This window comes from Brevibacterium sp. CSND-B09 (genome assembly GCF_052906525.1).
On sequence record NZ_JBREGI010000001.1, the window covers coordinates 2,569,082 to 2,591,991 of the forward strand.

The following is a 22,910-nucleotide window of genomic DNA, read 5'->3' on the forward strand; positions in this document are numbered from 1 at the left end:
CCAGACTATTGTGCGCCCTTTGTCTTGCTATTTGGCAACTCGTATCGATATGAGGACAACTGCGGGGCCGCTGAGGACCCGCCTCGGCCCGCCCCGCTATGACAGTACCGCGTCCCTCCCGTACCCGCCTCGCACCTACCCGAACCCGGTGATTCGGCTCCCGACTTCGGGGTTTCGGGTGCGCCCTGGACCGCGAACACCCCATACCATGATTGGATGGAGGATGCCCGTAATCCCTTCTAGGAGACGTCATGGCCATCAGCAGTGAGCTCGAACAACTGTTAGCCAGCTGGATACCCCGACAGCCGTGGTTTCCCAAGCTCGCAGCAGATTTCGGGACCGACCCCGACATCACCCCCATGTCGGTGGCCCGCGCGTTCACTTACACCGCCGAGGAGCTCGGGGGCTTCGCCGGTCTCGTGACCGTCATCTCCGTCGGCGACGGTCCCACCCTGCGTCGCCTCAACATCCCCCTGACCCTGCGCGGTGCCGAGGATATGCACCTGCGCCACGCCCTCATCGGCCGCGTCGACGACCTCGCGCTCGGCACCGTCTACGTCTACGACGGCGCCGCCGATCCCGTCTTCGTCAACCTCATGGCCGACGCGATCACGAAGCGCAAGGTCTTCGACGGCGGGCAGCTGTCCACCGAGTCCCTGCGCCACAGCCAGGAGAAGACCGAGGCCCGGGACCGTGCGCCCATGCCGTTCCCCGTGACCGCGAACGGGGCGGCCGCCTCGGCGAATGGATCGACGAACACCGCCGCCGAGGCGGTCCCACCGAAGCCATCGATCGGAGACCTCACGGTGGGGGCGGAGGACGTCATGCCCGTCGAGATCCGCCCGATCGAGGTCTCGGACTCCGGGCAGTACAAGTCGACCGTCATCATCCACGACGAATACGAGCCGCTGGAGCTCTCGTTCTTCCACGTCCTCGAGAACGGAATGCCGTCGTCGCTGACGATTCCGGTTCTGCTCACCGAGGCGGGTTCGCGCAGCGTGCCCGAGGTCATCGGCTGGGGTTCGGGCCGCTGGTACGACATGTTCGAGGTCCAGGAGATGGAGGCGCCGATGGCGCTGCTCTCCCACGTCGATGTCGACGCCGAACCCGCATGGCGAGAAGCCGTGAACACGGTGTGCGCCGTCGACTCCGGTTCGATCGGGGCCTACAACGCCCACGCCGCAGAGATGGGTCGGCGCATCGGCGAACTGCACACGGACATGGCCGCCGAATTCGGTGTCGTCGAAGGCGCCGGCGAACCGACGAAGCAGCTGGTGCAGAAGTGGGTCGAACGCATCGACTGGGCGCTGGGCCGGGCACCCCTGGCCCTGGATTCGCTGGTGCCGGAGCTGCGCGGCCACCGTGCCAGGCTGCAGAGCCTCGAAACCATCGGCACCCTGCAGAAGATCCACGGCGAGCTGACGCTCGACCATGTGGTCAGCTCGTCCACCGACGGCTATTCGGTCGTGAAGTTCACGGACTCGACGGACTCGGACCCCAAGCCCGCCGCCTTCGACCTCGTGGCTCTGCTGCGCAGCATCGACTACGCTGCTGGTTTCGCTCGTCTGCAGCGCACCGACGCGCTCGACTCCGAGGACGGCTCGCTGGTCGTCAGCGGCTTCGGCAACGATCCGGGAGCGCTGCGCGCGATCTTCGATTCGCCCGAGTACCTGTGGGCCTCGCAGGTCCAGAACTCGCTGCTGTCCGGATATTCGCGGGCGCGCGGCGACAGCATCGGGCTGAGCGATCCCGTGCTGCGCGCGGCGCTGGTCGACCGGCTTCTCGTCGAGGTCGTCACCGAGCTGCGCAACCGCCCGAACTGGCTGTCCGTGCCGCTGGCCACGCTCACCCTCGTCCTCAAGGGCAAGCCCGCCCGCACCGAGGAGGCTGCTGAGGCCCGCCTCAACTGGTCTGATTCCGGCGAGGCGGGGTCCGATGCGGCCGAGGACTCTCCAGCTTCCGGCGACGCAGCCGGTGCTGCTGTTGCCGAGGACTCGGAAGTGGATGCGGAAGTCGCGTCGAGCGATGCGTTCGCCGTGGCTCCACCCGCCGACGAGGCGACCGCCGCCGATTCGGAGTCGGTCTCTGCGGCGCCCCGTGGAACCTCCGGCGCCGTCGCAGCTGCGATCGCGAACTCAGACTCCGAGGATTTGGCAACTAACAAGTCTGAAGCTGGTGAGCCCGAAGCCGGGGACTCCGCGACCAACGAGACCGAAGCCAGTGAAATCGAAGCGGACGAGGTCGAGGTCGCCGATACTGCGGAGAACACCGTTGACGCGGTCGCGGATTCCGACATCGACGATGTCGAGGACTCGACCGTGGTCCCGCCCCAGGACGACGCACCCGAAGTGGCTCCAGCTCCTGCTGAAGACGAGGAATTCGTCGACGAGGAAGAATCGGAGGCTCCGGTCCGACGAGTTCCGGCCTCGTTCGCGGCGCGCGGCGCCACCTCGGAGGACGCCGACAGCACTGGACACGAATCGCAGCCGGCCAAGCCGAAGGACGCACCGAAGCTCGGCCACACGTGGAGCGAACGTTCGCAGAACTCCGGCAGCGACCGCGGAACATTCGGCGAGCAGATCTCCGAGCGGCCGGACAAGAGTCGCGACGATTCCGCGGCACGGCCCGACGAATCAATGGATAAGTCCCGGGACGATTCGAAGCCTGCCGGCGGGTCTGTGTTCGATGACCTCCTGGGCACCGAGCGTAAGCGGAACCGGATGAAGAAGCGCAAGAAGGACTGACCGCCTCCGCGGACTCGTCGCCTCGGTGCCGGTTGCCTCGGTGAAGGTCGCGGACTGAGCCAGTCGCTGACTGAGCTGGTGACATTCGTGTGCGCATCCGCCAATTGGCAGATGCTGTTGCGGTTGTGAGAAACTATGGTGGCTCGACCTCGCGTCGAGCAGGCCGGGTTCGCTCCATCACTGTCACAAGCATGGAAGAACCGAAGGAAGCGTGTCCGAGCGGCCGAAGGAGACGGTCTTGAAAACCGTTGTGCGGCAACCCCGCACCGTGGGTTCGAATCCCACCGCTTCCGCCATGGGAGAAGCCCCTGAGCTCATCGTCAACAGCGAAGAGCTCGGGGGCTTTCGCGCGCCCGCCGCGACGGGTCAGCATTCGCGGCAAAGCCTCTGCTTCCGCTCGTTCAAGGCTGAGCGCGCTTTTCGCTGGGCAGACCTACCGATAACCGCGCCTGGTCTTGAACGACGGGATTCCCGCGGTGCAGCGCTTGAACGACGGTCCTAGCGCTGCCGCTGCCGCAGACCGAGTCGCACAGACTCGGTCGCGCAAGGGTCCTTCTTGACCAGGCCCGCCGGAAGCGCCGGGTGTCCCAGTGCCTTCAGCGAGTTTGTCAGACGGTGGTGAGCGGATGATGCGGCAAGGGTGGAAGCTCGACGGCGATCGGGTCGCCCGGACGAACCACTCCGCCTCGGGCGACGATGCCCATGACTCCGGCAAGCCGGCGAACATGGCCATCGTCGTCTTTGAACACGAGGCGCTTCATCAGGCCAGGCTGCAGGTCATCGATCTGACGGCACGGGTTGCGCAGACCGGTGACGACCACTGTCGCCTCACCGATTCTCAGTCGAGTGCCGACCGGCAGTTCGAGCAGATCGACTCCGCGCGTGGTGATGTTCTCCCCGAGGCTGCCCGGCTCCACGGTGAACCCCTCGTCGCTGAGGTGGTCGAAGAGTTCGCCATGGATGAGGTGGACCTGTCGGAGGTTCGGTGTGCTCGGGTCCCTGGCCACTCTGCTGCGATGCTGAACGGTCGTGCCTGCATGAGCGTCACCGGCGACGCCGATGCCCTCGATGAGCGTGATCGAGGGCATCGGCTCTTTGCTGAAGTCATGCGCAGGGTTGAAGTGGACTGCGCGAACCGAGGACACCATGGAACTGATTCTCCCATGTGGCCAGCCCCGCGACAGAGACTCCACTTCCGCTCGTTCAAGGCTGAGCGCGCTTTTCGCTGGGCAGACCTACCGATAACCGCGCCTGGTCTTGAACGACGGGATTCCCGCGGTGCAGCGCTTGAACGGCACGCCCAGCGCTAAGTGTCGTAACTCGCGGGTTCGAAATTCATGCGCACTGATCAAGATCACCGCGTATGAATTTCGAAGCCGCTCATAGGCACCGTTAGGCCGATAGTGCACTCAGGTGCCGACCGCTCAGTCGCGGACTGGTGCTCCCGGTTCGGGACCGCTGGAGCCAGCCTCGGGCGTCCCAGCACCCTCGCCAGCCTCAGGCGCCTCTGGTTCGGACATCTCGGCATCGGCCTCGGGGTCGTCGAAGCTGCGCACCGAACGCTTGAATCCGCGGGTCAGCACTGCCAGGTACACGATGCCGATCGCCAGCCACACGAGACCGCCGATGAGCGCGGTCCCGTGCAGGCTGACCCACAGGACTCCTGTGAGGATCGCGCCGACGGCCGGCATCACGACGTAGCTGAACGCCGACTTGAAGTCCTTGACCTGCTTGGTCCGGAAGGCGTAGTGCGCAATGACCGTGAGGTTGACGAAGGTGAAGGCGATGAGCGCACCGAAGTTGATGAGCGCCGAGATGAGCTCGAGGCTGAATGACATCGCCAGCAGGCACACCGCACCGACGAGCACGATATTGAACACCGGAGTGTGCGTCTTCGGGTTGATGTATCCGAAGGCCTTGCGCGGCAGCACCCCGTTGCGGCCCATCACGAGCATCATCCGCGACACCGACGCATGCGAAGCCAGCCCCGAGGCGGCGGTCGCAGCGAATGCCGCAGCCACGAAGAACAGCTGGAACACGTGGCCGCCGGTGATCATGCCGATCTCCGGCAGCGGATCGTCGACGATGGTGAACTGCGAATTGTCGGGGAAGAGCAGCTGCGCGAAGTAGCCGGCGACGAGGAAGATGAGACCGCCGGCGAGAACGGTGAGCATGATCGCCTTCGGCATGAGGCTGACGTGCTTCGCCTCGTTCGTGTACATCGTCACCGCATCGAAGCCGATGAACGAGAAGCACACGACAGTCGCACCGGTGAGGACCGCGCCGAGGTGGACGCCATGATGGATGAACGGCTCCGGGCTGAAGACGACTCCGGCGCCTTCGCCGGCGTTGAGCTGCATGACGGCGAGCACGCAGAACGTGGCGACGAGCACAACCGCGAAGACGAGGAGGACGCCGTTGATGTTCGCCGTTCCCCGCATCGAGGACAGGACGATGCCGGTCATGACGATCGTATAGACGATGACCCACACCCACGGGGGCGCATCGGGGACCATCGACTCCATGTAGAGCCGGATGATGAGGCAGTTGACCATCGGCAGCAGCAGATAGTCCAGGAGGGAGGTCCACCCGACGAGGAAGCCGAGCCCCGGTGACATCGTCTCCCGCGTATAGGTGTAGGCCGACCCCGCGGTCGGGAAGACCCTGACCATCTTGCCGTAGCTGAAGGCCGTGAAGATCATGACGATGAGCGCGACGAGGTACGCCGCCGGAACGGCTCCGTTCGTCTGTTCGGAGACGATTCCGAACGTGTCGAAGACGACCGTCGGCGTCATATAGCCGAGTCCGAGTCCGACGATGGACCACAGTCCGAGGTTGCGCTTCAGTGAGCCAGAGGCAGCCATATCAATCCTCCCCAATGAGTCTTGCCGCCCGCCGGGCCGTCGACGTCGCCATCGATGACCGGCCCGGAAGTGATGTGCGTCATGATCTTAGCGCCCAAGGTACTGAAAACGAAACCATCGCCGAGGATCGGGACGGGTATCAGTGTGAAATCGTGACCTTTCCGATGAAAACCGTCAATATCGGCAACGATATCGGTAGTCCCAGCCGGCATCACGATGACCAGTTATCGAACGAACCGTCAGCGCCGACGCGAAACAGAGTAGATTGCAGTCAACGGACAATGTGGCCCCACGAGAGGTGTGAGAGCAGTATGGCGATCGAAACGCTCAGTTCCCAGCAGTCGGCGGCATGGAAGGATCGAGTCCTGCCGCCGGTCGAACAGGTCGCCGAAGGTGTCTGGGCCCTCCCGGTCCCGATCCCCAACAACCCTCTCGTCTACACCTACTGCTATGCCCTCGCCGACGGCTCCGGCGTCGTCCTCATCGACCCGGGCTGGGATGGCAAGGATCAGTACCTGGCGCTCACCTCGGCGCTTAACGACCTCGGCTTCACGGTCACCGATATCCACGGAATCGCGATCACCCACTATCACCGCGACCACATCGGGCTCGTGCCCGCACTCCTCGCGAAGAACCCCGACGCCTGGGTCGCCATGCACGGCGAGGACCTGCGCGCGATCAAACGCTTCTACACCAACGCCGTCGACCTCGGCACCGGAATCGACCCCAACCTCAACATCGCCCGCGCCTATGGTGTCCCCGAGGACCGCTGGGCCGAAGTCGAAAGCCTCCAGGTCGGATCGGACAAGGGCGGGTCGAAGAGCGCCTCGATGGACCTGTACAGACAGGCGATGAGCCGGCTGCCCGAGAACATCCACGTCCTCGATGACGGCACCGAACTCCCGCTCGACGAAGGTCGAGTGACGGCAATGTGGACGCCGGGGCACACCTACGGGCACTCGGCGTTCGTCCGCGACGAGGACAAACTGTTCTTCTCCGGCGACCATGTGCTGCCGACGATCACGCCGAACATCGGCCTCGACTCCGGGGCGATCACGCACAGCCTCGGCGATTATCTGCGCTCGCTGGAGAAGATCGGCGAGCTCGACGAGGACGTGGCGGTGCTGCCGGCCCACGGCTTCCGCTTCCGCGGGCTCCATGACCGCAAGGTCGAACTCGTCGAACACCATCACGAGCGCCTCGGCGAGATCCGCGCCCGCATGGAGGCCACCGACGACCACAGCGTCTACTCGATCGCGGCGGGCCTGCACTGGTCCCGCGGCTTCGAGAGCCTGCACAACTTCAACCTCTTCGCCGCCCTTGCCGAAACCGCCGCGCACATGCATTATCTCGGTATCGACATCGGCGTCGGCTCTCTCGTCGGCAAGGACTGAGCCGGGCCCGGCCTGGAGAAGAGAGAGCAAGGAGGAACCAGCATGAGCACCGAATTCGTTCCCGCCGCCGAGGTGCGGCCCGTGACCTTCGCCGTCCATGCGAGCGACCACGTCGAACGCGGCCACCGCCGTGGCGAGGAGCTGCGCACGGGAATCGCCTCCACCCTGGACGCGTATCGGCGCTACTTCTCGCATCTGTCCATCACCGAGGCGGCCGTGCACTCGGCAGCAACGTCGAGTTGGCAGCGACTCCAGCAATGGTGGCCGACCGGCGCCGAGGAAGTCGAAGCCGTAGCCGCCGGAGCGGGAATCGATGTCCCCGAACTGATGGAGATCGTCGCCCGGACGGAGATCATGACCCAGGCACCGGCCGCGCCGACCGAATGCTCGGCCGTGAGCCACACCAGTCCTGGCGCCTCCGTGGCCGCACAGAACTGGGATTGGGCGGCGGACTTCTCCACTCTGTGGCACTTCAACGATGTCGGTGCCGTGCCCGGGCAGCACCGGCATGTGGGCATCGCCGAGTTCGGAATGCTCGGCAAGATCGGTCTCAACGAGGCCGGCGTCGGCGTCCTGCTCAACATCCTCAAGCACACCGGCGACACGGCCGGGGGAGTGCCCATCCACATGATCCTCGCCCGTGTCCTGGCCGAAGCGGGCACCCTCGCCGAGGCGCTCGAGATCATCGACTCCGCCCCGACGTCATCATCGTCGATCATCACCGTCATCACCGCCGAGGCGGCCGTCCAGGTCGAGATCGCCGGCGAGCTCAAGCGCGAGCGGCGGGCCCGCGCGGGCAGTGGGGCCGATGGGGAGACGGGGGAGTCCGGATTCCTCATCCACACGAACCATTTCCTGCACCCGGATCTGCTCGACGGTGCACTCGAGCTGCGTCCCGATTCGACCTCGCAGGAACGGTACCGTCACCTCGCCGAGGCGGTCGTGCGCTTCGAAGCCGAACGTGCGCTGGCGCGTGGCGGAGAGCCCCCTGCTGATGGTGCCGCCGAGTCCGACAGCGCCGCCCATACCGACGGTGCCGCTGAGCCCGACAGCGTCGCCTCGACCGACGGTGCGAAGAACTCGTCCGTCACGGTCGGAGATCTCACGAAGCTGCTGACGACTGGACCGGGAGACGCGCCTGTGTGCTGCACTCCGGCGCCCGGTGCCGCCTACGGGGATCGTTCGGCGACCCTGGTGAGCGTGCGTATCGATCCGGCGCGCAGACAGATCGACCTCGCACCCGGGTCACCGGCCGACGGTCTGCACGGAAACCGCCGCTTCCAACTCTGAACCGGCGGCGGTCGCTCAGTCCTCGTCTGCTCCGTCCGTCGCACTGGCGGAATCATCGGAACTCTCGTCCGCCTCGGCGGCTTCCTGCTCGCGCATCTCGATGACCGCGTCGAGGGCAGACGCGATCGCATCGTCGTTCTCCAGTGCGGCTTGGATGAGTCGCCACGGCACGAGGTCGAGATTCTGATCGCCGATGACGAAGCGGATGAACGGCTGCTTGCTGCGCGGATCATCGGCTTCGAGTTCGGCGCCGTAGCGCCACTGGCCGAAGGCGATGCGGCGCACCGTCTCACCGATGAAGCGCATGGCGCCGGCGGTGAAGGGGGTCTCGTCCTCGGCGATCATGTCATCGGGGCCGTCGTAGCGGACCGCGACCTGCTTGCCCAGACGGGCGAGGCTCTCCCGGTCGAAGCCCCACGAACTCGGATCGGCCTGCTCCTGAGTCCAGGCGGCGATGCCCGGTTCGACGGTGCCGATGAAGCGGGTGAGGAATTCGACCTCCTCCTCGCTCGAGTTCTCGGCATTGAGCACGCCGAGGGAGAGTCCCGTGCACTTGCGGCGCGGTTGGCCGTCCCCGCCGAGGAGCTCCCTGGCCTTGTCGAGCACTGCGGTGAACACCTCGGCGCTGCGCTGGTCGACGGCGGCCAGCACGATGCCCACCAGCGGGATCGGCTCACCGGCGGCCGGACCGTCGGCATTGTCAGGGCGGATGAATGGCATCCCGTTACCCGTCGACTCGTCGTGGTCCCAGACGCCGCCGATCGCACGCAGATAGGTTTCGCCGAGGTAGCGGATGAGTCCTTCGAAGAAGCGGCGGTTCTCCGGCTTGAGGATCTCTTCGGTGTTCGGGAACTTCGAGAGCACGAAGAGTTCGAGCATCGGCAGTGATTTCGGCCCGAAGTCCTTCGGGAACTTCACGGTCTCCCCGTCCTCCTTCTCGAAGGTTTCGGGGAGGTCGGCGAGGACGAACGCGCCGAGGCGGACGTCCATATTGTTGATGAAAGCAGAGAATTCGCGCTGGAGTTCGTTCACGGGCACCACCTTAGTGCCTCGAGCCGGTTCGTCGAGCGCGTTCAGACCTTGTCATAGGGGCAGAAGCCTCCAGGTATCGCTGTCGGGGCAGAAGCGTTCAGACCTCGGCGTCGGGACAGAAATCGATGAGGTGCATGAGGACCTCGACGATGAGGCTCGGATCGATGTCGACGTGCTCGTCCATCTTCTTCCCGGCCGCCGCAGTCAGGGCGATCCGGTTGAACACGGAGATGATGACCGTGAGGAAGTCGCCGAGCGGCTGCTTCGTCGTGGCGCCGGCGACATCGAGGGCCGTGGTCACGAGTGCGGCCAGCCGATCGAGCTGAGTGGCGTTGAGTTCGACATAGCGGGCGTGGAGATGCGGAACCCGCAGGCAGTAGAGCTCGATCTCCTGTTCCGTGATCGTCTCGGCCACGGTCTGCTTCTTCTCATTGAAGACATCGTCGATGAACTGCGTCATCAGCGCTTTGATCTCCGGCACCTCGGCAGTGGCCATGAGCTGCTCGGACCACCGCTGGATCGTGGCATCGAGGCGATCGAGGTTCTCCGAGATGCGCATCTCGATGATCGCGAGCACCAGATCGTCACGGCTGGAGAAGTTCGAATAGAACGCCCCTCGGGTCAGGCCTCCGGCCTCGCAGATCTCCTCGATCGAGGCGCCGTCGATGCCGCGGACGGCGAAGACCGAGGTGCCGGCCTGAACGAGGGTGGATCGGGTCTGGCGTCTGCGTGGGCTGAGTTCGTCTGTGTTCATCGTCATTTCGTTGCGGTGGGGTCGGCGATGGCCAAGGTGGTGCAGTTCTCTGCGCCGGCATCGGAGCCGGCAGCGACGGCGTGGCGGAGAGCGAGGCGCCTGAGCATCTCATGGGAATCCCCGCTCAACCTGGGATCCATTTGCATGGAGGGTGGGTATTGCACAACAATACATTACTGTATCCAATACACTTTTGTATCGAGGTTTTCGTGTCAACTTTCCTCTACGCCCTGGGCCGTCGTGCGTATCGGACCCCGTGGCGATTCATCGCCGCGTGGCTTCTGATCTTCGTCCTCGTCGGAGCCGGAGTCGCCGCCTTCTCCAAGGACTTCGACAATGACTTCACACTCCCGGGTTCGGAGGCGCAGACGGCTCTGGACTCGATGAAGTCGACGTTCCCCGAAGCCGCCGGCGTCTCCGCCTCGGTGATCGTCGTCGCCGACGACGGCGATTCGGTCGAAGATGCGAAGTACAAGGATGCGATCGAAGACGAGATCGACCGCATCGAGGACCTCCCACATGTTGACACGGTGACCTCCCCGTATTCCAACCTCGTCGAGGGCGCCATCAGTAAGGACGAGACGGCGGCCATGATCTCCGTCCAATACGACGGCACTCAGCAGGACGTCGGGGAGGCCGCCGGCGACAACCTCATCGAGGCGCTCGACCCGCTGCGCGATGCCCTGCCGGGCGCGCAGGTCGAAGGCGGCGGTGAGCTCTTCCAGATCACCGGTGTCGAGATCTCCTGGGTCGAAGGCATCGGCGTCGTCATCGCCTTCATCGTCCTCCTGCTCACCCTCGGCTCCTTCCGCGCCGCGGGAATGCCGCTGATCACCGCGCTCATCGGCGTCGGCATCTCCGTGCTGCTCATCGTCGGCGGCACCGCATTCGCGACGATCAACTCCTCGTCGATCATGCTTGCGCTCATGCTCGGCCTGGCCGTGGGCATCGACTACGCACTCTTCATCGTCTCCCGCGCCCGCGACCTCCTCGCCGACGGCCACGACCCCGTCGAGGCGGCCGGACGCGCCGTCGCGACCGCCGGGTCCGCCGTCGTCTTCGCGGGCATGACCGTGATGATCGCGCTCCTCGGCCTGTCCCTGGCCGGAATCCCCTTCCTCACGATCATGGGAATCGGCGCTTCCGGCTCCGTCGCCGTGGCCGTGATGATCTCCCTGACGATGGTCCCCGCCCTGCTGGGACTCGTGAAGTCCAAGATCACCCCGAAGCCGACGAAGCGCTACCGGAAGGCCTATGCCGCGGCCGCTCAGCGGGCGACGACGGGCACGTCTGCCTCGGCGAAGGGATCATCGACCGGCACCGAGGCGGGCGACGGTTCCACAGGAACCCCCACTGTGGCGACCGACGCTTCCACAGGAACCCCCGCCGAGGCGACCAACCCGGCACTGCGGGAGAGGATCGCCGACGAGGCGCGCGCCGAGGGCGGCGACCCGTACCCGCCGACGATCATGAACAAGTTCTTCGCCGGGTGGCTCAAGGTCGTCACGAAGATCCCGCTGCTGACGATCGTCGTCATCGTCGGCGGCCTCGCGCTCTTCGCGATCCCCGCCACCCAGCTCCAACTGTCCCTGCCCACCGCAGGCGACCAGGAGCAGGGCACCCCGGCACGGGCGACCTACGACCTCATCGACGAGCACTTCGGACCCGGCTACAACGGGCCCCTGGTCATGACCAGCCAGATCGTGACGAGCGACGATCCGCTCGGAGACGTCGAGGAGATCGAGAAGCGCATCGAGAAGGTCGACGGCGTCGAACAGGTCATCATGGCCACCCCGAACCGGGACGCGACCGTCGGGCTCTTCCAGATCATTCCGACGACGGCCTCCGACGACCCGGCGACCCTCGACACGGTCGATCGGCTGCGGGACCTGAGCACGGAGATCGAGGACGACTTCGACTTCGACACCGCCGTCACCGGTGCCACCGCGATCCAGATCGACGTCTCCGACCAGCTCGGCAAGGCTCTGGTGCCCTTCGGCATCTTCGTCGTCGGACTCTCCATCATCCTGCTCATGATGGTCTTCCGCTCCGTGGCGGTGCCGATCAAGGCCACCGGTGGGTTCCTCCTCTCCGTCTTCGCCTCCTTCGGCACGGTCGTCCTCGTCTTCCACGACGGACTCTTCGCCGGCCCCTTGGGCATCGACGGGACGGGACCGGTCATCAGCTTCCTGCCGATCATCGTCATGGGCATCCTCTTCGGCCTCGCGATGGACTACGAGGTGTTCCTCGTCTCGGGCATGCGCGAAGCCTATGTCCACGGCTCCTCGGCCAAGGACGCCATCAGAGTCGGATTCGCCTCCTCCGCCCGCGTCGTCTCGGCCGCAGCGATCATCATGTTCTCCGTCTTCGCGGCCTTCGTGCCCGCCGGCGAACCGATCATCAAGTCGATCGCGCTCGCCCTGGCCGCCGGCATCTTCGTCGACGCCTTCCTCGTGCGCATGTCGCTGGTGCCGGCGATCATGCAGCTGCTCGGCGACAAGGCCTGGTGGCTGCCGAAGTGGCTCGATCGGATCCTGCCGCGCCTCGACGTCGAAGGAGAGGGCCTCGCCCACGAAGTGGCCCTGCGCGACTGGCCGGAGCCGAACTCGGACTACCGGGTCTACGGACGCGGAATCGGCGTGTACTCCGGAGACCGCGGCTTCGCCCGCGTCGACATCTCCCTGCTGCCCGGCCAGATCCTCGTCGCCAGCGGCGATTCCCGCCGAGCCCTCCTGCTCGCCGTGTCCGGCCGCGTCGGACTCACGGCCGGGGAGATGAAGATCGGCCAGAACGTCCTGCCCGAACACGCCGGACGGGTCCGCCGACAGGTTCCCTACCTCGACCTCAACCGGGGCGAAGCCGACCGGATGATCAGTCCGCGCGACATCTCTCGGATGGCCGCCTCGGCGCCGGATCTGCTCGTCATCGACGGGGCGGAGAAGCTCGCGGCCGGGGCACGGGAATCGGCCGGACCGGCACGGGATCTGCGCGATCTGCTGCCGCAGCTCGTCGCCGAAGGCACCACCGTCATCCTCGGCCTGCCCGACGGGGATGTGACAGGGATCTTCGATCCCGAAACGAACTACTTCCACCTCGACCTCGACGAGGCTCGACCCGATGAGCGGGGCGGAACCGACAGCGAATCAGACGGCGAACACACCCACGCCGTCGACAGCACCAACATGGAAGGTGTGCAGTCGTGAGACTCGAACGTGCGAACTCGAAGAAGCCGGTGAACTGGCTCTCCCTCCTCGGGCTGGTCCTCATCCCGATCATCGTGGCGGCCGGATTCATCCTCGCCACGTGGAAGAGCGGCGATCGTCTCGAGACCATCGAAGCCGCCATCGTCAACAACGACGATGGAGCGAAGGTCGACGGCAAGACCGTGCCGATCGGCCGTCAGCTGACCAGCGGTCTGGTGGGTGAGGACGAGAACAACATCCACTGGGTCATCACCGATGAAGAGGATGCGCAGAACGGGCTGTCCGACGGCACATACGCCGCGAAGCTGACGATTCCCGAGGGCTTCTCCCGCGCTGTGACCTCGGTCGATGATGCGAAGTCGGCGACGCAGACGCAGCTCGACGTCGACGTCTCCGGGACCGCTCCCGCGCTCGATACGCAGATCTCCCGATCCGTCGCCGAGGTGGCGCGGACGACCTTCAACACGCAGATGACCGAGAACTACCTCGACAACATCTACGTGGGCTTCAATAAGATGGGCGATCAGATGAAGGACCTCGGCGACGCAGCCGGGGAACTCGACAAGGGTGCCGAAGGCCTCGAGGAAGGCACCGGACAATCGGCCGAAGGCGCCGGCGAGCTGTCCAAAGGCATGAAGCAGCTCAGTGACAACGGCGGCGAGCTCAAGTCCGGAGCCACGGAGCTGTCGAAGGGCGCCGGCGAACTGTCCAAGGGTGCCTCGGAGATGTCCGGGGGCCTGAACGAACTCGACAAGAAGACCTCGAAGCTGCCCGATAGCACGCAGAAGCTGGCCGACGGCTCCGGTGAGCTCTCCGACGGCGTCGACGAATACACGAAATCCATCGACGAGATCATCAAGGGCTTCGCCGGATCCGGCGACTCGGGCGAAGGCGGCCTCGGTGACATCACCAAGGGCGGCAAGGAGCTCGAGAAGGGCGCCGACGGTGTGTCCAAGGGCGCCTCCAGCCTCTCCGACGGACTGCACCAGTACCGCGATGGGCTGAAGGAGGGTGCGGATAAGGCCGATCAGCTGGCCGGGACGAAACCTGATCTCGACGTACTCGTGGCTGCCGGCATCATGACAAAGGACGAGGCGGAGCAGGCACGGGCCGAGATGTGCCCGACCGGCACTCCCGATCAGGTCTGCCAGGGCATCGAGCAGGCCTATGCACAGGGGCTGCTCAACGGCACCTCGGGTGGTCTGAACCAGGCCGTCGACGGGCTCGAGCAGGAGCAGAACGGCTCGTCCCTCCTCGGCGGGTCCGATGACCTCGCCAAGGGTGCTTCGGAGCTCTCCGACGGCGTGACCAAGTTCGTCAAGGGACTCGAGGACGGCCTCGGTGAGCTGACGAAGGGCATGGAGGACATCTCGAAGAACGCTCCGAAGCTCCTCGAGGCCTCGAAGGGACTGCGTGACGGTGCCGCCGGCGTCGCCGACGGCAACCAGCAGCTCGCCGACGGAATGCCGGCCCTGTCCAAGGGCATCGGCAAGGTCGCCGACGGTTCCTCGGAACTCTCCGACGGTGCCGGTCAGCTCAGCGATGGGCTGAGCGAATACAGCACCGGTGTCGGCAAGTACACCGACGGTGTCTCCGAGGCCGCAACCGGCACCTCCGAACTCTCAGCAGGCCTCGACAAGCTCGATGAGGGTACGGGCAAGTACGCGAAGGGCGTGAGCAAGTTCGCCGACGGCGTCAAGGACGGTGCGGACGAAGTGCCGTCCTACACGGCTCCGGAACGTGACCGCTTGGCCAAGGTCGCCTCGGCGAATATCGAATCCCCGGACACGGACAGCGTCACGGATGTGCTGGCGGGATCGACGATCGCGCTGCTCATCATGCTCGCCCTGTGGATCGGCGGACTCGTCACCTATACGGTGCTCAAGCCGATCCCGGCATGGGCTCTCCTCTCGACGAAGTCTTCGTTCGCCGTGTGGGCGCGCGGACTGCTGCCCGGCCTCGTCGTCGGCGTGCTGCAGGCGCTCGTGCTCTCGATCCTCGCGGTCACCGTGATGGACATCGACGCGATCCAAGGCTTCGACATCGCAGTGCTCACGTTCGTCTCAGCGATCGTGTTCATGATCCTGAACTTCGCACTCGTGGCGTGGTTCGGGGGAGTGGGCCGGTTCCTCTCGGTCATCGCCGTCGTGCTGGCCGTGGCGGGTCGGACGATCGGGGCGGTGCCGCAGTTCTTCGACTTCGTCGCACCGTTCCTGCCGCTGACTCCGTCGATGAACGGCTTCGCAGCGATCGCCGCGGGCACCAGCGGGCAGGCAGCCGCATACGGCGGACTGCTGGCCTGGGCGGTCATCGGCATCGTGATGTCGCTGCTGGCCATCGTCCGGGCCCGGACCACGAAGCCCGAAGCCGCCCTCGAAATGGCGTAGCCGCCGGGGCAGCCGCGGCGCCACGCTGCCCGGTGTGCCGCGACGTTTCCGGCCCGGCGCGTCGTAGCGGCTCCACGCACCACGGCGCCACGCACCACGGCGCCTCTGCGAACAGCCCAGTCTGAGTTGGATAGCCCATGTTCGAAACAGGGCCATTCACCCTAGACTGGGCTGTTCGCGTTCGATGCTCGGCCTCGTGCATTGCGCGGGGCGGAGTTCGGCAACTGCCGCGGGTGGTGTGGTCCGCTGGCGGAACTGGGCCGTCAGCGTCCGCGGAGACGCGGGCGGGCCGAGAGTTCTCGGCGGCTGGCGTCCGGGAGAGCCTGCTGAGCTTTAGAAGAGGACGAGTACGCGGCCTCAGAGGAGGTCGAGGATCGCCTCGGCGGCTGCGTGCGAGTCGTTGAGCGTGGCCGCGTTCGTGCCCGGGTTCGCTGCGATCGCCAGCCCCCACTGCTTCGACGACAGCTGGATCGACAGAGCGAACCGGCGCGGGTGGACGTTGCCCTCGACATCGATGGTGCGGTACGGCCGAGACGTGAGTGCGAGTCCGTTGAGAAATTTCTCTCGACCGTCGTCCAAGGTCAGGCGGGCCGCGGTGAGCTGACCGCGTTCGAGCATTCCGTAGAGCAGGACATCGGCAGCGCGCGAGACGGAGTTCGTCGGGGACGCGGCATCGATGACGACGCTGCCCGTGATCGCTCCCGCGGCCTGCGCCGAGGTGACCGTGAAGATCTCTGGCCGCGGCTTCTGCGCCTCATTGGTGAGTCCCTTTGCTTTGGCAGTGGTGCTATCGACCCCGTCCGGGCGTGCGGCGATGCCGGAACTTGCGGTCTCTGCCTCAGCTTCGGGCGCCTCTGGATTCTCGCGGAGAGCGTCAGGGTTTTCTTCGATGCGCATATCGGGGCCGATGAAGGATACGATTCCCGCCTCGGCGAGGGCGATGAGTTCCGCGATCCGCTGCGGGGGAGGCCCATCGCAGATGCCGGAGACGAAGCCCTCGAACCAGCCGAGGATCTCCATGTCGATGCTCACGCGGTCGATGTGACCTGCGACGATGAGCTCCTTGAGCAGCAGCCGGGACTGCCATAGCACGGTGAAGAGCGCCTTCTCCGGGCTGCCGGTCGGACCTGCCAGAGAGTTGCGCAGGTCGGTGCGCAGGAAATCGAGCATCCACTCGTGCAGGGAACCAGGCTCGCCGGGTTCGCGGCTGGTGAAGAGCTCACCTTCGAGCGGGTTGAGCAGGGTGTGCAGGGACATGCGGTCGGCAGGATCGGGCACGAGTGCCTCTTCGATCTCCGACCAGGCGAGGGCCTCGCGGGTGACGCGACCCTGACGGACGGCATCCTCGGTGGTCGTGGCGCCGGCTGCTCGTGCAGCGCTGGACGTGGTCGTAGCGCTGGCCGCGGCGCGAGCGGGCGCAGCGGTCCGAGCCTCGCCAGCACCGACTTCGCCCGACTGCGGGTGGGTTTCCTGCCAGGTGCGCCGGGTCAGGTGACGTGAGACGGCTTCGCCGATGGCCTCGCGCAGCTGGCCGGGGTCATCGGCGAACGCTTCGGGACGGACCTGGGAGAGCGTGTGATAGTACGCCAGACGCAGGTCGGCGAGGATGAGCGGCCACAGCTGATCATTGAATCGGGCACCGGCCTTGCGTTCCCCGTCGAGGTGCTCGATCCCGGCGAGCAGAGCGATATTGTCCTTCGTGAAGTACCGCAGGGGCCAGTCCCGCCGAGGATGTTCATGACAGATCGGTTTGCTGCGGTACGGGATTCCGCGTCGTGATCCCAGCGCCAGCCGCGGTTCGTCACCGCTGGGCACATACCGCAGCAGTCCGCCGGGCTGCGTCTCATAGCGACCGCCGCGCTCATGAGTGAACAGGGTCTGCAGGTCGAAGTAGTTGAGCCCCATGCCACGGACGATGACCCGCTCACCGGGGGCCACCTCGGTGACGGGGGTTTCCGCGGGCAGACCCTGCGGCAGGTACAGGCCGCCGCCCAGTTCGGCGAAAGCGGCGAGGCGGGCGCGCTCCTCCGGCTGGGCGCTGGGGATGTGACCGACGGCGAGCACGACGGCGCTGGCGACGATCGTCGTGCCGTTCTGGCAGCGCACGAGCTGCTCGGGGACAGTGGCTCGAGACCCCTCAGCAGCCGATTGGGGGAGGTCTATCGCGGGCAGGTCGATGACGGATTCGGCCTTCGTCGGGTGTTCGACGATCTCGATGAAGTCCGGTGCGCCGGCGCGGATGCGCCGGTAGGCGTCGCGGAGGTAGCGGCCGTAGAGGGTGCGGCTGGGGAAGGTCGAGTGCAGCGGTTCGGTGCCGCCGTTGGCAAGGTACCACTCGGCCATGGACGGTCCGGTCGGTGCTTCTTCGGGGCCGAGGAAGGTGCAGCTGGAGTCGGGGAAGACGGTCTGCTCGGCGATGGTGGTGTTCATCAGCAGAGACTCGGGCTGGTCGGTGCGCCACACGATTCCCGCGCCGGGCGGGTACGGGTCGATGAGGTGGATGGTCAGCGCGGTCTCGGTGGTGGCGTCAGCCGCGCTGCGGGGTGCGCCGACGGTGCCGGCGAAGCGTTTCGCCGCCAGAGCCACGAGCCTCTCCAGAACGGTGAGACCTCGCGGTCCGACGCCGATGATCGCGACCGCGGGGGCGGGAGTCTGTGGAGCCTGACTCACCCCTGCTCGCCGGTTCCGCCGTTGGGCCCGGGGTAGCCGGGGAAGTCGTCACCGGGCTTGAAGCCCTTCGGGTAGCACTTGCCTTCGGCGTTGGGCTCACCCGGCGTTGCCGTTTCGGTGGCGTCCGCCTCGGCGCCGGCCTCGTCCGTGGAACCATCCGCGGAATCGGCCGGCTCATCGGTGGCGGTGTCTTCGGTGCTGTCCTCGGTCGAGCCGGTGCTGTCCTCGGATTCCTGGGACTTGCTGCCGTCGTTCGTCGGCTTCGGTGTCTCCTCGCCGTCGGACGCACCCTTGACTTCGCCGAGGATCCACTTGTGGAGCACATCGTAATCGGGGTCATAGGTCGGGGTGACGTCATTGTTGATCTGGACTGTGGTGACGTCGCCCTTCTGCATCATCATGGCAAGTTCGATGAAGGCCGGGATCTCGTTCTGTGGGATCGACGTGGCGATGTTCCGCGTCGCGGAGTTCGCGAGCTTCGGATAGGCCGTGGCGATCTCCTGCGGGTCGATCTGCTCGAGAGTGGTCTTGAGCATCCGCTGCTGACGGCACATGCGGTCGTAGTTGTCGCTGCCTTCACGGGAGCGGACGTACCAGAGTGCGTCCTTGCCCTTGAGCGTCTGCGGGCCCGGATCGACCCAGCCGTAGATCTCGTTCTTCACACCCGACATCGATTTTCCGCCGCCCATCGGGATCGGGCGTTCGACGTCGATCTTTACTCCGCCGATGGCGTCGACGACGTCTTCGAATCCGGCCATGTCGACCGAGGACCAGTAGTCGAGCTTGAGACCCAACGAGCCTTCGACGGCCTGCATCGTCGCCCACATGCCCGGTTCGAGTCCGTGTGGGTTTCCGATCTTGTCGGGGTTCTGTTCGCCCCACTGCCATACGGCGTTGATGAGGTCCTCGGACGAGTCACCGGAGGGGCGGAATCCGTCGGGCCACGCCTTTTCGAGTTCGCTGCCTTCGGGGAAGACCGGGAAAGCGAGGTTACGGGGCACGGAGATGAGCGCGGCGTTGCCGGTCTTCGTGTCGATGGAGGCCACGAGCATCGTGTCCGGTCGGGTGCCCTCACGATCGTCGCCGTTGTCGCGGCCCATGAGGAAGACGTTGATATAGGGCTTGTCGGCCCAGAGTTCTTCGGCGCTGTGGGATTTGCCCGTGCTGTCGCCGAATAGGCTGGCGACCGTGTCGGACTGCACGCGGGCGAAGACCGAGCCGACGCCGAGCGGGATGCCGATGATGAGGGCGAGGGAGACGACGAGGACGCCGGCCATCTTGTTCTGCCAGGGCCGGTATCGGTGTCCGCGACGCAGCCCGAGGTGGGATACGACCATCACGAGGATCCAGATCACGGCCACGAGCACGGCGGCGATGGCGAGGAAGTTGAGCAGCGAGGGGCTGGCGACGATCGTGGCGATCGCACGCACCGGTCCCTTGACCAGCAGATAGACGAGTCCGACGAGCAGAGTGATGACGAAGAGACCGAAGACGATGAGCCCGGCGGGCCGGAAGCGTGTGCGCAACAGTCCGACACCGGGCAGCAGGGTGCTCAGAGAGGTCCAGCCGACGAGGCTGGGGAACGATTCGCCGAGGCGAGAGGAATGGCGGCGGGCCCGTCCCGGTCCGTGACCGGTCGACTTCTCGGCGTGGGCGGAGCCGTTCTCGTCGGCTCCTCTCGCGGCAGACGATGCGCCGGTTGCTGCCGCAGTGCCGCCCGCACCGACCGCTGCTGCGGCCGCGGCGCTGCGCGCGCCCCGTGTGGCGGATGACCTCTTTCGGCCCCGGCCTCGGGATTCGGCCGCGTGCCGTTCACGGGCGTCGCGGCGAGTCGCCGGAGCGGAGCCCGTATCGGCGTCGTTGTCCGTGTGGTCGAAATCGTGGGAATCCCTCGCCGAGGCGGCCGATTCGTCCCGTGCGAAGGTGCGCGGAGCATCGTGGGCAGGACCGCGCCGTGAGCCGGCGCCCGGATCATCCTGTGTGTTCGAGCTTGCTGCTGCGGCCACTCCGGCGGCAGAGGCTCCGCTGGCGGCGGCAGCTCGCAGCATGCGGGCTTCGCGGCGAGTGCGTGGGGCGACCGGGCGCGGAGGCGGTGCATGCGGCGAGCGGGTCGCTGATCCTGTGTCACGGGTGCTGTCGCCGAGTCGGTTGTCCGACTGCTCTCCGGATCCGCGAGAGCTTGTGCGGAACGAATTGTCGGATCGGGCGTCGGCGGACCGTGTGGAGTCCTGACCAGAATTCTGGTCGGGGTTGTGGTCCGAGTTCGTGCGGGACCGGCGAGGATTCACCGCCGAGGTCGGCAGCTGCTGGGAGTCACGACGCTGGGACTCCGAGCGGCGAGGCTCAGACTGCCGAGAATTCTGCTGCGGCGAGCTCGACTGCGGTGTCGAGTCGCTTTCACTGGCGGCGGTGTCGCCGCGGAACCGGGGGCGAGAGGAGGCGCGGAGCCGACGACCTGTTGTCTGGGAATCGGGGTCGCTCCCATACGGTCCGCGCTTGTCAGGGGGAAACTCTGGCAAGTTGTCTACTCCTCAAAAACTGTCTGCTCGTGCGATACGGCCCGCTCGCCGTTCTCGTTTCCGGCACAGGGCACACCGCGGCTATCGGTTTTCCGACCGGTGTTTCTGCGAGGATCTGAGACCAGACCGCAAAGCACATCACGCCGATTTTACGCCTGGACATTGATGAATGCTGGAATTCCGGTGTGGGGGAGCGGTACAAAGGGGACGTTCGGCCCGGATTTGCGCCCGTCACGGGTCGGTTCGACTATGACGAAGCCCACTCTCCGCGGTTGCGCTTTGCCCTGGATGGCTCCTTTCCCTTAGGCTGTATCCCGTAGTGCTGGAGGGTCTGTCGGTATGCATTTCGCCGAGGCGGATCGCAGCATTGCGGATGGAGTCGTGGCTGAGCGGCCGAAAGCGTCACCCTGCTAAGGTGAAGTCCTCCAATAGGGGGACCGTGGGTTCAAATCCCACCGGCTCCGCGTGAGGCAGAACCCCTGCGATCCGATGAGAATTCGGGTGCAGGGGTTCTTGCGTTCCCACAGAATCGCGTTTGCCCGCGAGTGCCGACGCCTTTGTTCGTCTCGACTTACGTTCGATGTAGTGAAAGTTCACCTGTCCGGGGTAAGTTGATCCGCGTCCGCCCCCGCGCCACCGGAGCTCACCAGCAGAGATGCTGCTCCGGCGAGTACTGAGGAGAACTCCCATCGCTATGCCCCTGATCCGCAAGACAGCTCTGTCCGCTGCCGCCGCAGCTTTGGCGCTGACCCTGGCCGCCTGCTCGTTCGGAGACGACACAGAGGAGCCGAACGCCGAGGGTGCCGAGACCCAAGGCGCTGCGCAGGAGTCCGGTGAGGCCGCAGGTTCGAAGGGTGAATCCGGATCCGCCGAGGCGGCCGGCCTCGATCCGAAGGATCTTCCCGATCCTGTCGCCTCCCAGGAGATCCCCGCCGCCGTTGACGGCGATGACAAAGCGACGATGACTGTCGAGCTGTTCCCTCTCAAGCGTCAGGGCGAAACTGTCGTGGCGCAGTTCGCGTTCACCGTGAACTCTGATCAGACCGACGAGGACGACGACGGCGACGATCTCTACGGCTATCTGGGCGGGAGCTGGGCGCCGTTCCTTGTCGACTCGCAGAACCTGCGCAAGCACAACGTGCTGGATAAGTTCCCGCAGCGAGCGCAGACGAATGTCCAACAGACGAAGTTCAAACCCGGCCAGACCCACTACGCCTTCGCTGTCTTCGCGGCCCCGCCGCCAGATGTCGACGAGGTCGAGGTCTCCGTCGTCGACGGTATGAACCTCGCCACCGGAGTGAAGATCTCGTGAAGCCGGCAGCCGTCGGTCCTGCAGCGGTGATTCTTGCTGCCGGCATTGTCGTCGCCGGTCCACCCGCACTCGCGTTCGCAGACTCAGTGACTTCGCAGGACATCGCCAACCGAGATGCCCCGACTCCGGAGGACTTCACCGATCCCGACCAGTCGCAGATCGACAAGAGCATTGTCGAACTCGAACCGGAGATCTATGACCTGGACAAAGGCATCGAGGACGTGGAGACGACCAAAGCCAGTGGCGGCGATACCGTGGTCACGCTCGACACGGATATCCTCTTCGACTTCGACTCGGCTGAACTGAGCGACACTGCGATGAAGAAGTTCAAGGACCTTGTCGAGGATCTGCCGTCCGACTCCGAGATCACCGTCGGCGGGCATACGGACTCCAAGGGCGAAGACGACTACAACAAGAAGCTCTCCGAAGACCGCGCGAAGGCCGTCGCCGAGGTGCTCACCTCGGAGAACTCGGACCTTGAGGTGACAGCAAAGGGATTCGGCGAGTCCGAGCCCGTCGAGTCGAATGAGAAGAACGGCAAAGACGACCCTGAGGGCCGGGCGAAGAACCGTCGCGTCGAAATCCGCTACGAAGGCTGAGCCTGATCTTAGGCTGTCCGGGAAGAGCGGCTGAGGCCATTGACGAACCTGACGGCACTGCATAGCGTCTCTCTCTATAGATGGTCAAACAAGAGTCAGCTTCGGTGACGTCGGCCCGGACCAGACCGCGAAACCGCCGATT

14 protein-coding genes and 2 tRNA genes are annotated in these 22,910 nt (G+C 65.6%); 9 read left to right on the forward strand and 7 right to left on the reverse strand.

The window, feature by feature from the left end:
* Positions 1-251: 251 nt before the first annotated feature.
* Positions 252-2,744 (forward strand): maltokinase N-terminal cap-like domain-containing protein, encoded by a 2,493-nt coding sequence (locus tag ACU4IU_RS11485; protein ID WP_172171732.1) that lies wholly within the window; start codon positions 252-254, stop codon positions 2,742-2,744.
* A gap of 205 nt (positions 2,745-2,949) precedes the next feature.
* Positions 2,950-3,040 (forward strand) — tRNA-Ser (locus ACU4IU_RS11490).
* Between the two features lie 312 nt (positions 3,041-3,352).
* On the opposite strand, the gene ACU4IU_RS11495 is transcribed toward ACU4IU_RS11490, so the two are convergent.
* Complete coding sequence (locus tag ACU4IU_RS11495) at positions 3,353-3,892, reverse strand: MOSC domain-containing protein (protein ID WP_172171730.1); 540 nt, start codon at positions 3,890-3,892, stop codon at positions 3,353-3,355.
* 276 nt (positions 3,893-4,168) lie between these two features.
* Positions 4,169-5,608 (reverse strand): APC family permease, encoded by a 1,440-nt coding sequence (locus tag ACU4IU_RS11500; RefSeq protein ID WP_172171728.1) that lies wholly within the window; start codon positions 5,606-5,608, stop codon positions 4,169-4,171.
* Positions 5,609-5,919: 311 nt separating this feature from the next.
* Between ACU4IU_RS11500 and ACU4IU_RS11505 the strand changes: the two genes are divergently transcribed.
* Positions 5,920-7,002 (forward strand): MBL fold metallo-hydrolase, encoded by a 1,083-nt coding sequence (locus ACU4IU_RS11505; RefSeq protein ID WP_172171726.1) that lies wholly within the window; start codon positions 5,920-5,922, stop codon positions 7,000-7,002.
* 42 nt (positions 7,003-7,044) lie between these two features.
* Entirely contained in the window at positions 7,045-8,292 is a 1,248-nt protein-coding gene (locus ACU4IU_RS11510) for a C45 family autoproteolytic acyltransferase/hydolase (RefSeq protein WP_446656791.1), read from the forward strand.
* 15 nt (positions 8,293-8,307) lie between these two features.
* On the opposite strand, the gene ACU4IU_RS11515 is transcribed toward ACU4IU_RS11510, so the two are convergent.
* The 3 genes from ACU4IU_RS11515 to ACU4IU_RS11525 form a co-directional block, all read right to left on the reverse strand.
* Positions 8,308-9,324, reverse strand: coding sequence for a hypothetical protein (locus ACU4IU_RS11515; protein ID WP_446656792.1), 1,017 nt, complete (start codon positions 9,322-9,324; stop codon positions 8,308-8,310).
* A gap of 97 nt (positions 9,325-9,421) precedes the next feature.
* Positions 9,422-10,078 carry a TetR/AcrR family transcriptional regulator gene (locus ACU4IU_RS11520; RefSeq protein ID WP_139467952.1) on the reverse strand — a complete coding sequence of 219 codons (657 nt, stop codon included), beginning with the start codon at positions 10,076-10,078 and terminating at the stop codon, positions 9,422-9,424.
* Positions 10,079-10,080: 2 nt separating this feature from the next.
* Entirely contained in the window at positions 10,081-10,224 is a 144-nt protein-coding gene (locus tag ACU4IU_RS11525) for a hypothetical protein (RefSeq protein ID WP_259357317.1), read from the reverse strand.
* Positions 10,225-10,287: 63 nt separating this feature from the next.
* On the opposite strand from ACU4IU_RS11525, the gene ACU4IU_RS11530 reads away from it, so the two are divergent.
* Together ACU4IU_RS11530 and ACU4IU_RS11535 are read left to right on the forward strand one after the other, a co-directional pair.
* Positions 10,288-13,281, forward strand: a complete 2,994-nt coding sequence (locus ACU4IU_RS11530) for an MMPL family transporter (RefSeq protein WP_446656793.1) — start codon at positions 10,288-10,290, stop codon at positions 13,279-13,281.
* A complete protein-coding gene (locus tag ACU4IU_RS11535) occupies positions 13,278-15,668 on the forward strand; it encodes a YhgE/Pip family protein (RefSeq protein WP_446656794.1) in 2,391 nt (796 codons plus the stop codon). The genes ACU4IU_RS11530 and ACU4IU_RS11535 overlap by 4 nt, the downstream gene beginning before the upstream one ends.
* A 357-nt stretch (positions 15,669-16,025) precedes the next feature.
* Here ACU4IU_RS11535 and ACU4IU_RS11540 read toward each other — a convergent pair whose 3' ends face one another.
* Both ACU4IU_RS11540 and ACU4IU_RS11545 read right to left on the reverse strand, forming a co-directional pair.
* Complete coding sequence (locus ACU4IU_RS11540; protein WP_446656795.1) at positions 16,026-18,338, reverse strand: FAD/NAD(P)-binding protein; 2,313 nt, start codon at positions 18,336-18,338, stop codon at positions 16,026-16,028.
* A complete protein-coding gene (locus ACU4IU_RS11545) occupies positions 18,335-20,857 on the reverse strand; it encodes an LCP family glycopolymer transferase (protein ID WP_446656796.1) in 2,523 nt (840 codons plus the stop codon). The genes ACU4IU_RS11540 and ACU4IU_RS11545 overlap by 4 nt, the downstream gene beginning before the upstream one ends.
* A 375-nt stretch (positions 20,858-21,232) precedes the next feature.
* On the opposite strand from ACU4IU_RS11545, the gene ACU4IU_RS11550 reads away from it, so the two are divergent.
* The 3 genes from ACU4IU_RS11550 (at position 21,233) to ACU4IU_RS11560 (ending at position 22,768) form a co-directional block, all read left to right on the forward strand.
* A tRNA-Ser gene (locus ACU4IU_RS11550) sits at positions 21,233-21,321 on the forward strand.
* Between the two features lie 230 nt (positions 21,322-21,551).
* On the forward strand, positions 21,552-22,169 hold the full coding sequence (locus ACU4IU_RS11555; protein WP_172171714.1) for a hypothetical protein: 618 nt from the start codon (positions 21,552-21,554) through the stop codon (positions 22,167-22,169).
* Positions 22,166-22,768 (forward strand): OmpA family protein, encoded by a 603-nt coding sequence (locus tag ACU4IU_RS11560; protein WP_446656797.1) that lies wholly within the window; start codon positions 22,166-22,168, stop codon positions 22,766-22,768. Before ACU4IU_RS11555 ends, ACU4IU_RS11560 begins: the two co-directional genes overlap by 4 nt.
* Positions 22,769-22,910: the final 142 nt, after the last annotated feature.

Excerpts from the sequence above, each read along its gene's own strand:
- ACU4IU_RS11510 (WP_446656791.1), top strand. The coding sequence starts at position 7,045 with ATGAGCACCGAATTCGTTCCCGCCGCCGAGGTGCGGCCCGTGACCTTC.
- ACU4IU_RS11505 (WP_172171726.1), top strand. The coding sequence starts at position 5,920 with ATGGCGATCGAAACGCTCAGTTCCCAGCAGTCGGCGGCATGGAAGGAT.
- ACU4IU_RS11495 (WP_172171730.1), bottom strand. The coding sequence starts at position 3,892 with ATGGTGTCCTCGGTTCGCGCAGTCCACTTCAACCCTGCGCATGACTTC.
- ACU4IU_RS11520 (WP_139467952.1), bottom strand. The coding sequence starts at position 10,078 with ATGAACACAGACGAACTCAGCCCACGCAGACGCCAGACCCGATCCACC.
- ACU4IU_RS11485 (WP_172171732.1), top strand. The coding sequence starts at position 252 with ATGGCCATCAGCAGTGAGCTCGAACAACTGTTAGCCAGCTGGATACCC.
- ACU4IU_RS11555 (WP_172171714.1), top strand. The coding sequence starts at position 21,552 with ATGCCCCTGATCCGCAAGACAGCTCTGTCCGCTGCCGCCGCAGCTTTG.
- ACU4IU_RS11525 (WP_259357317.1), bottom strand. The coding sequence starts at position 10,224 with ATGCAAATGGATCCCAGGTTGAGCGGGGATTCCCATGAGATGCTCAGG.
- ACU4IU_RS11500 (WP_172171728.1), bottom strand. The coding sequence starts at position 5,608 with ATGGCTGCCTCTGGCTCACTGAAGCGCAACCTCGGACTGTGGTCCATC.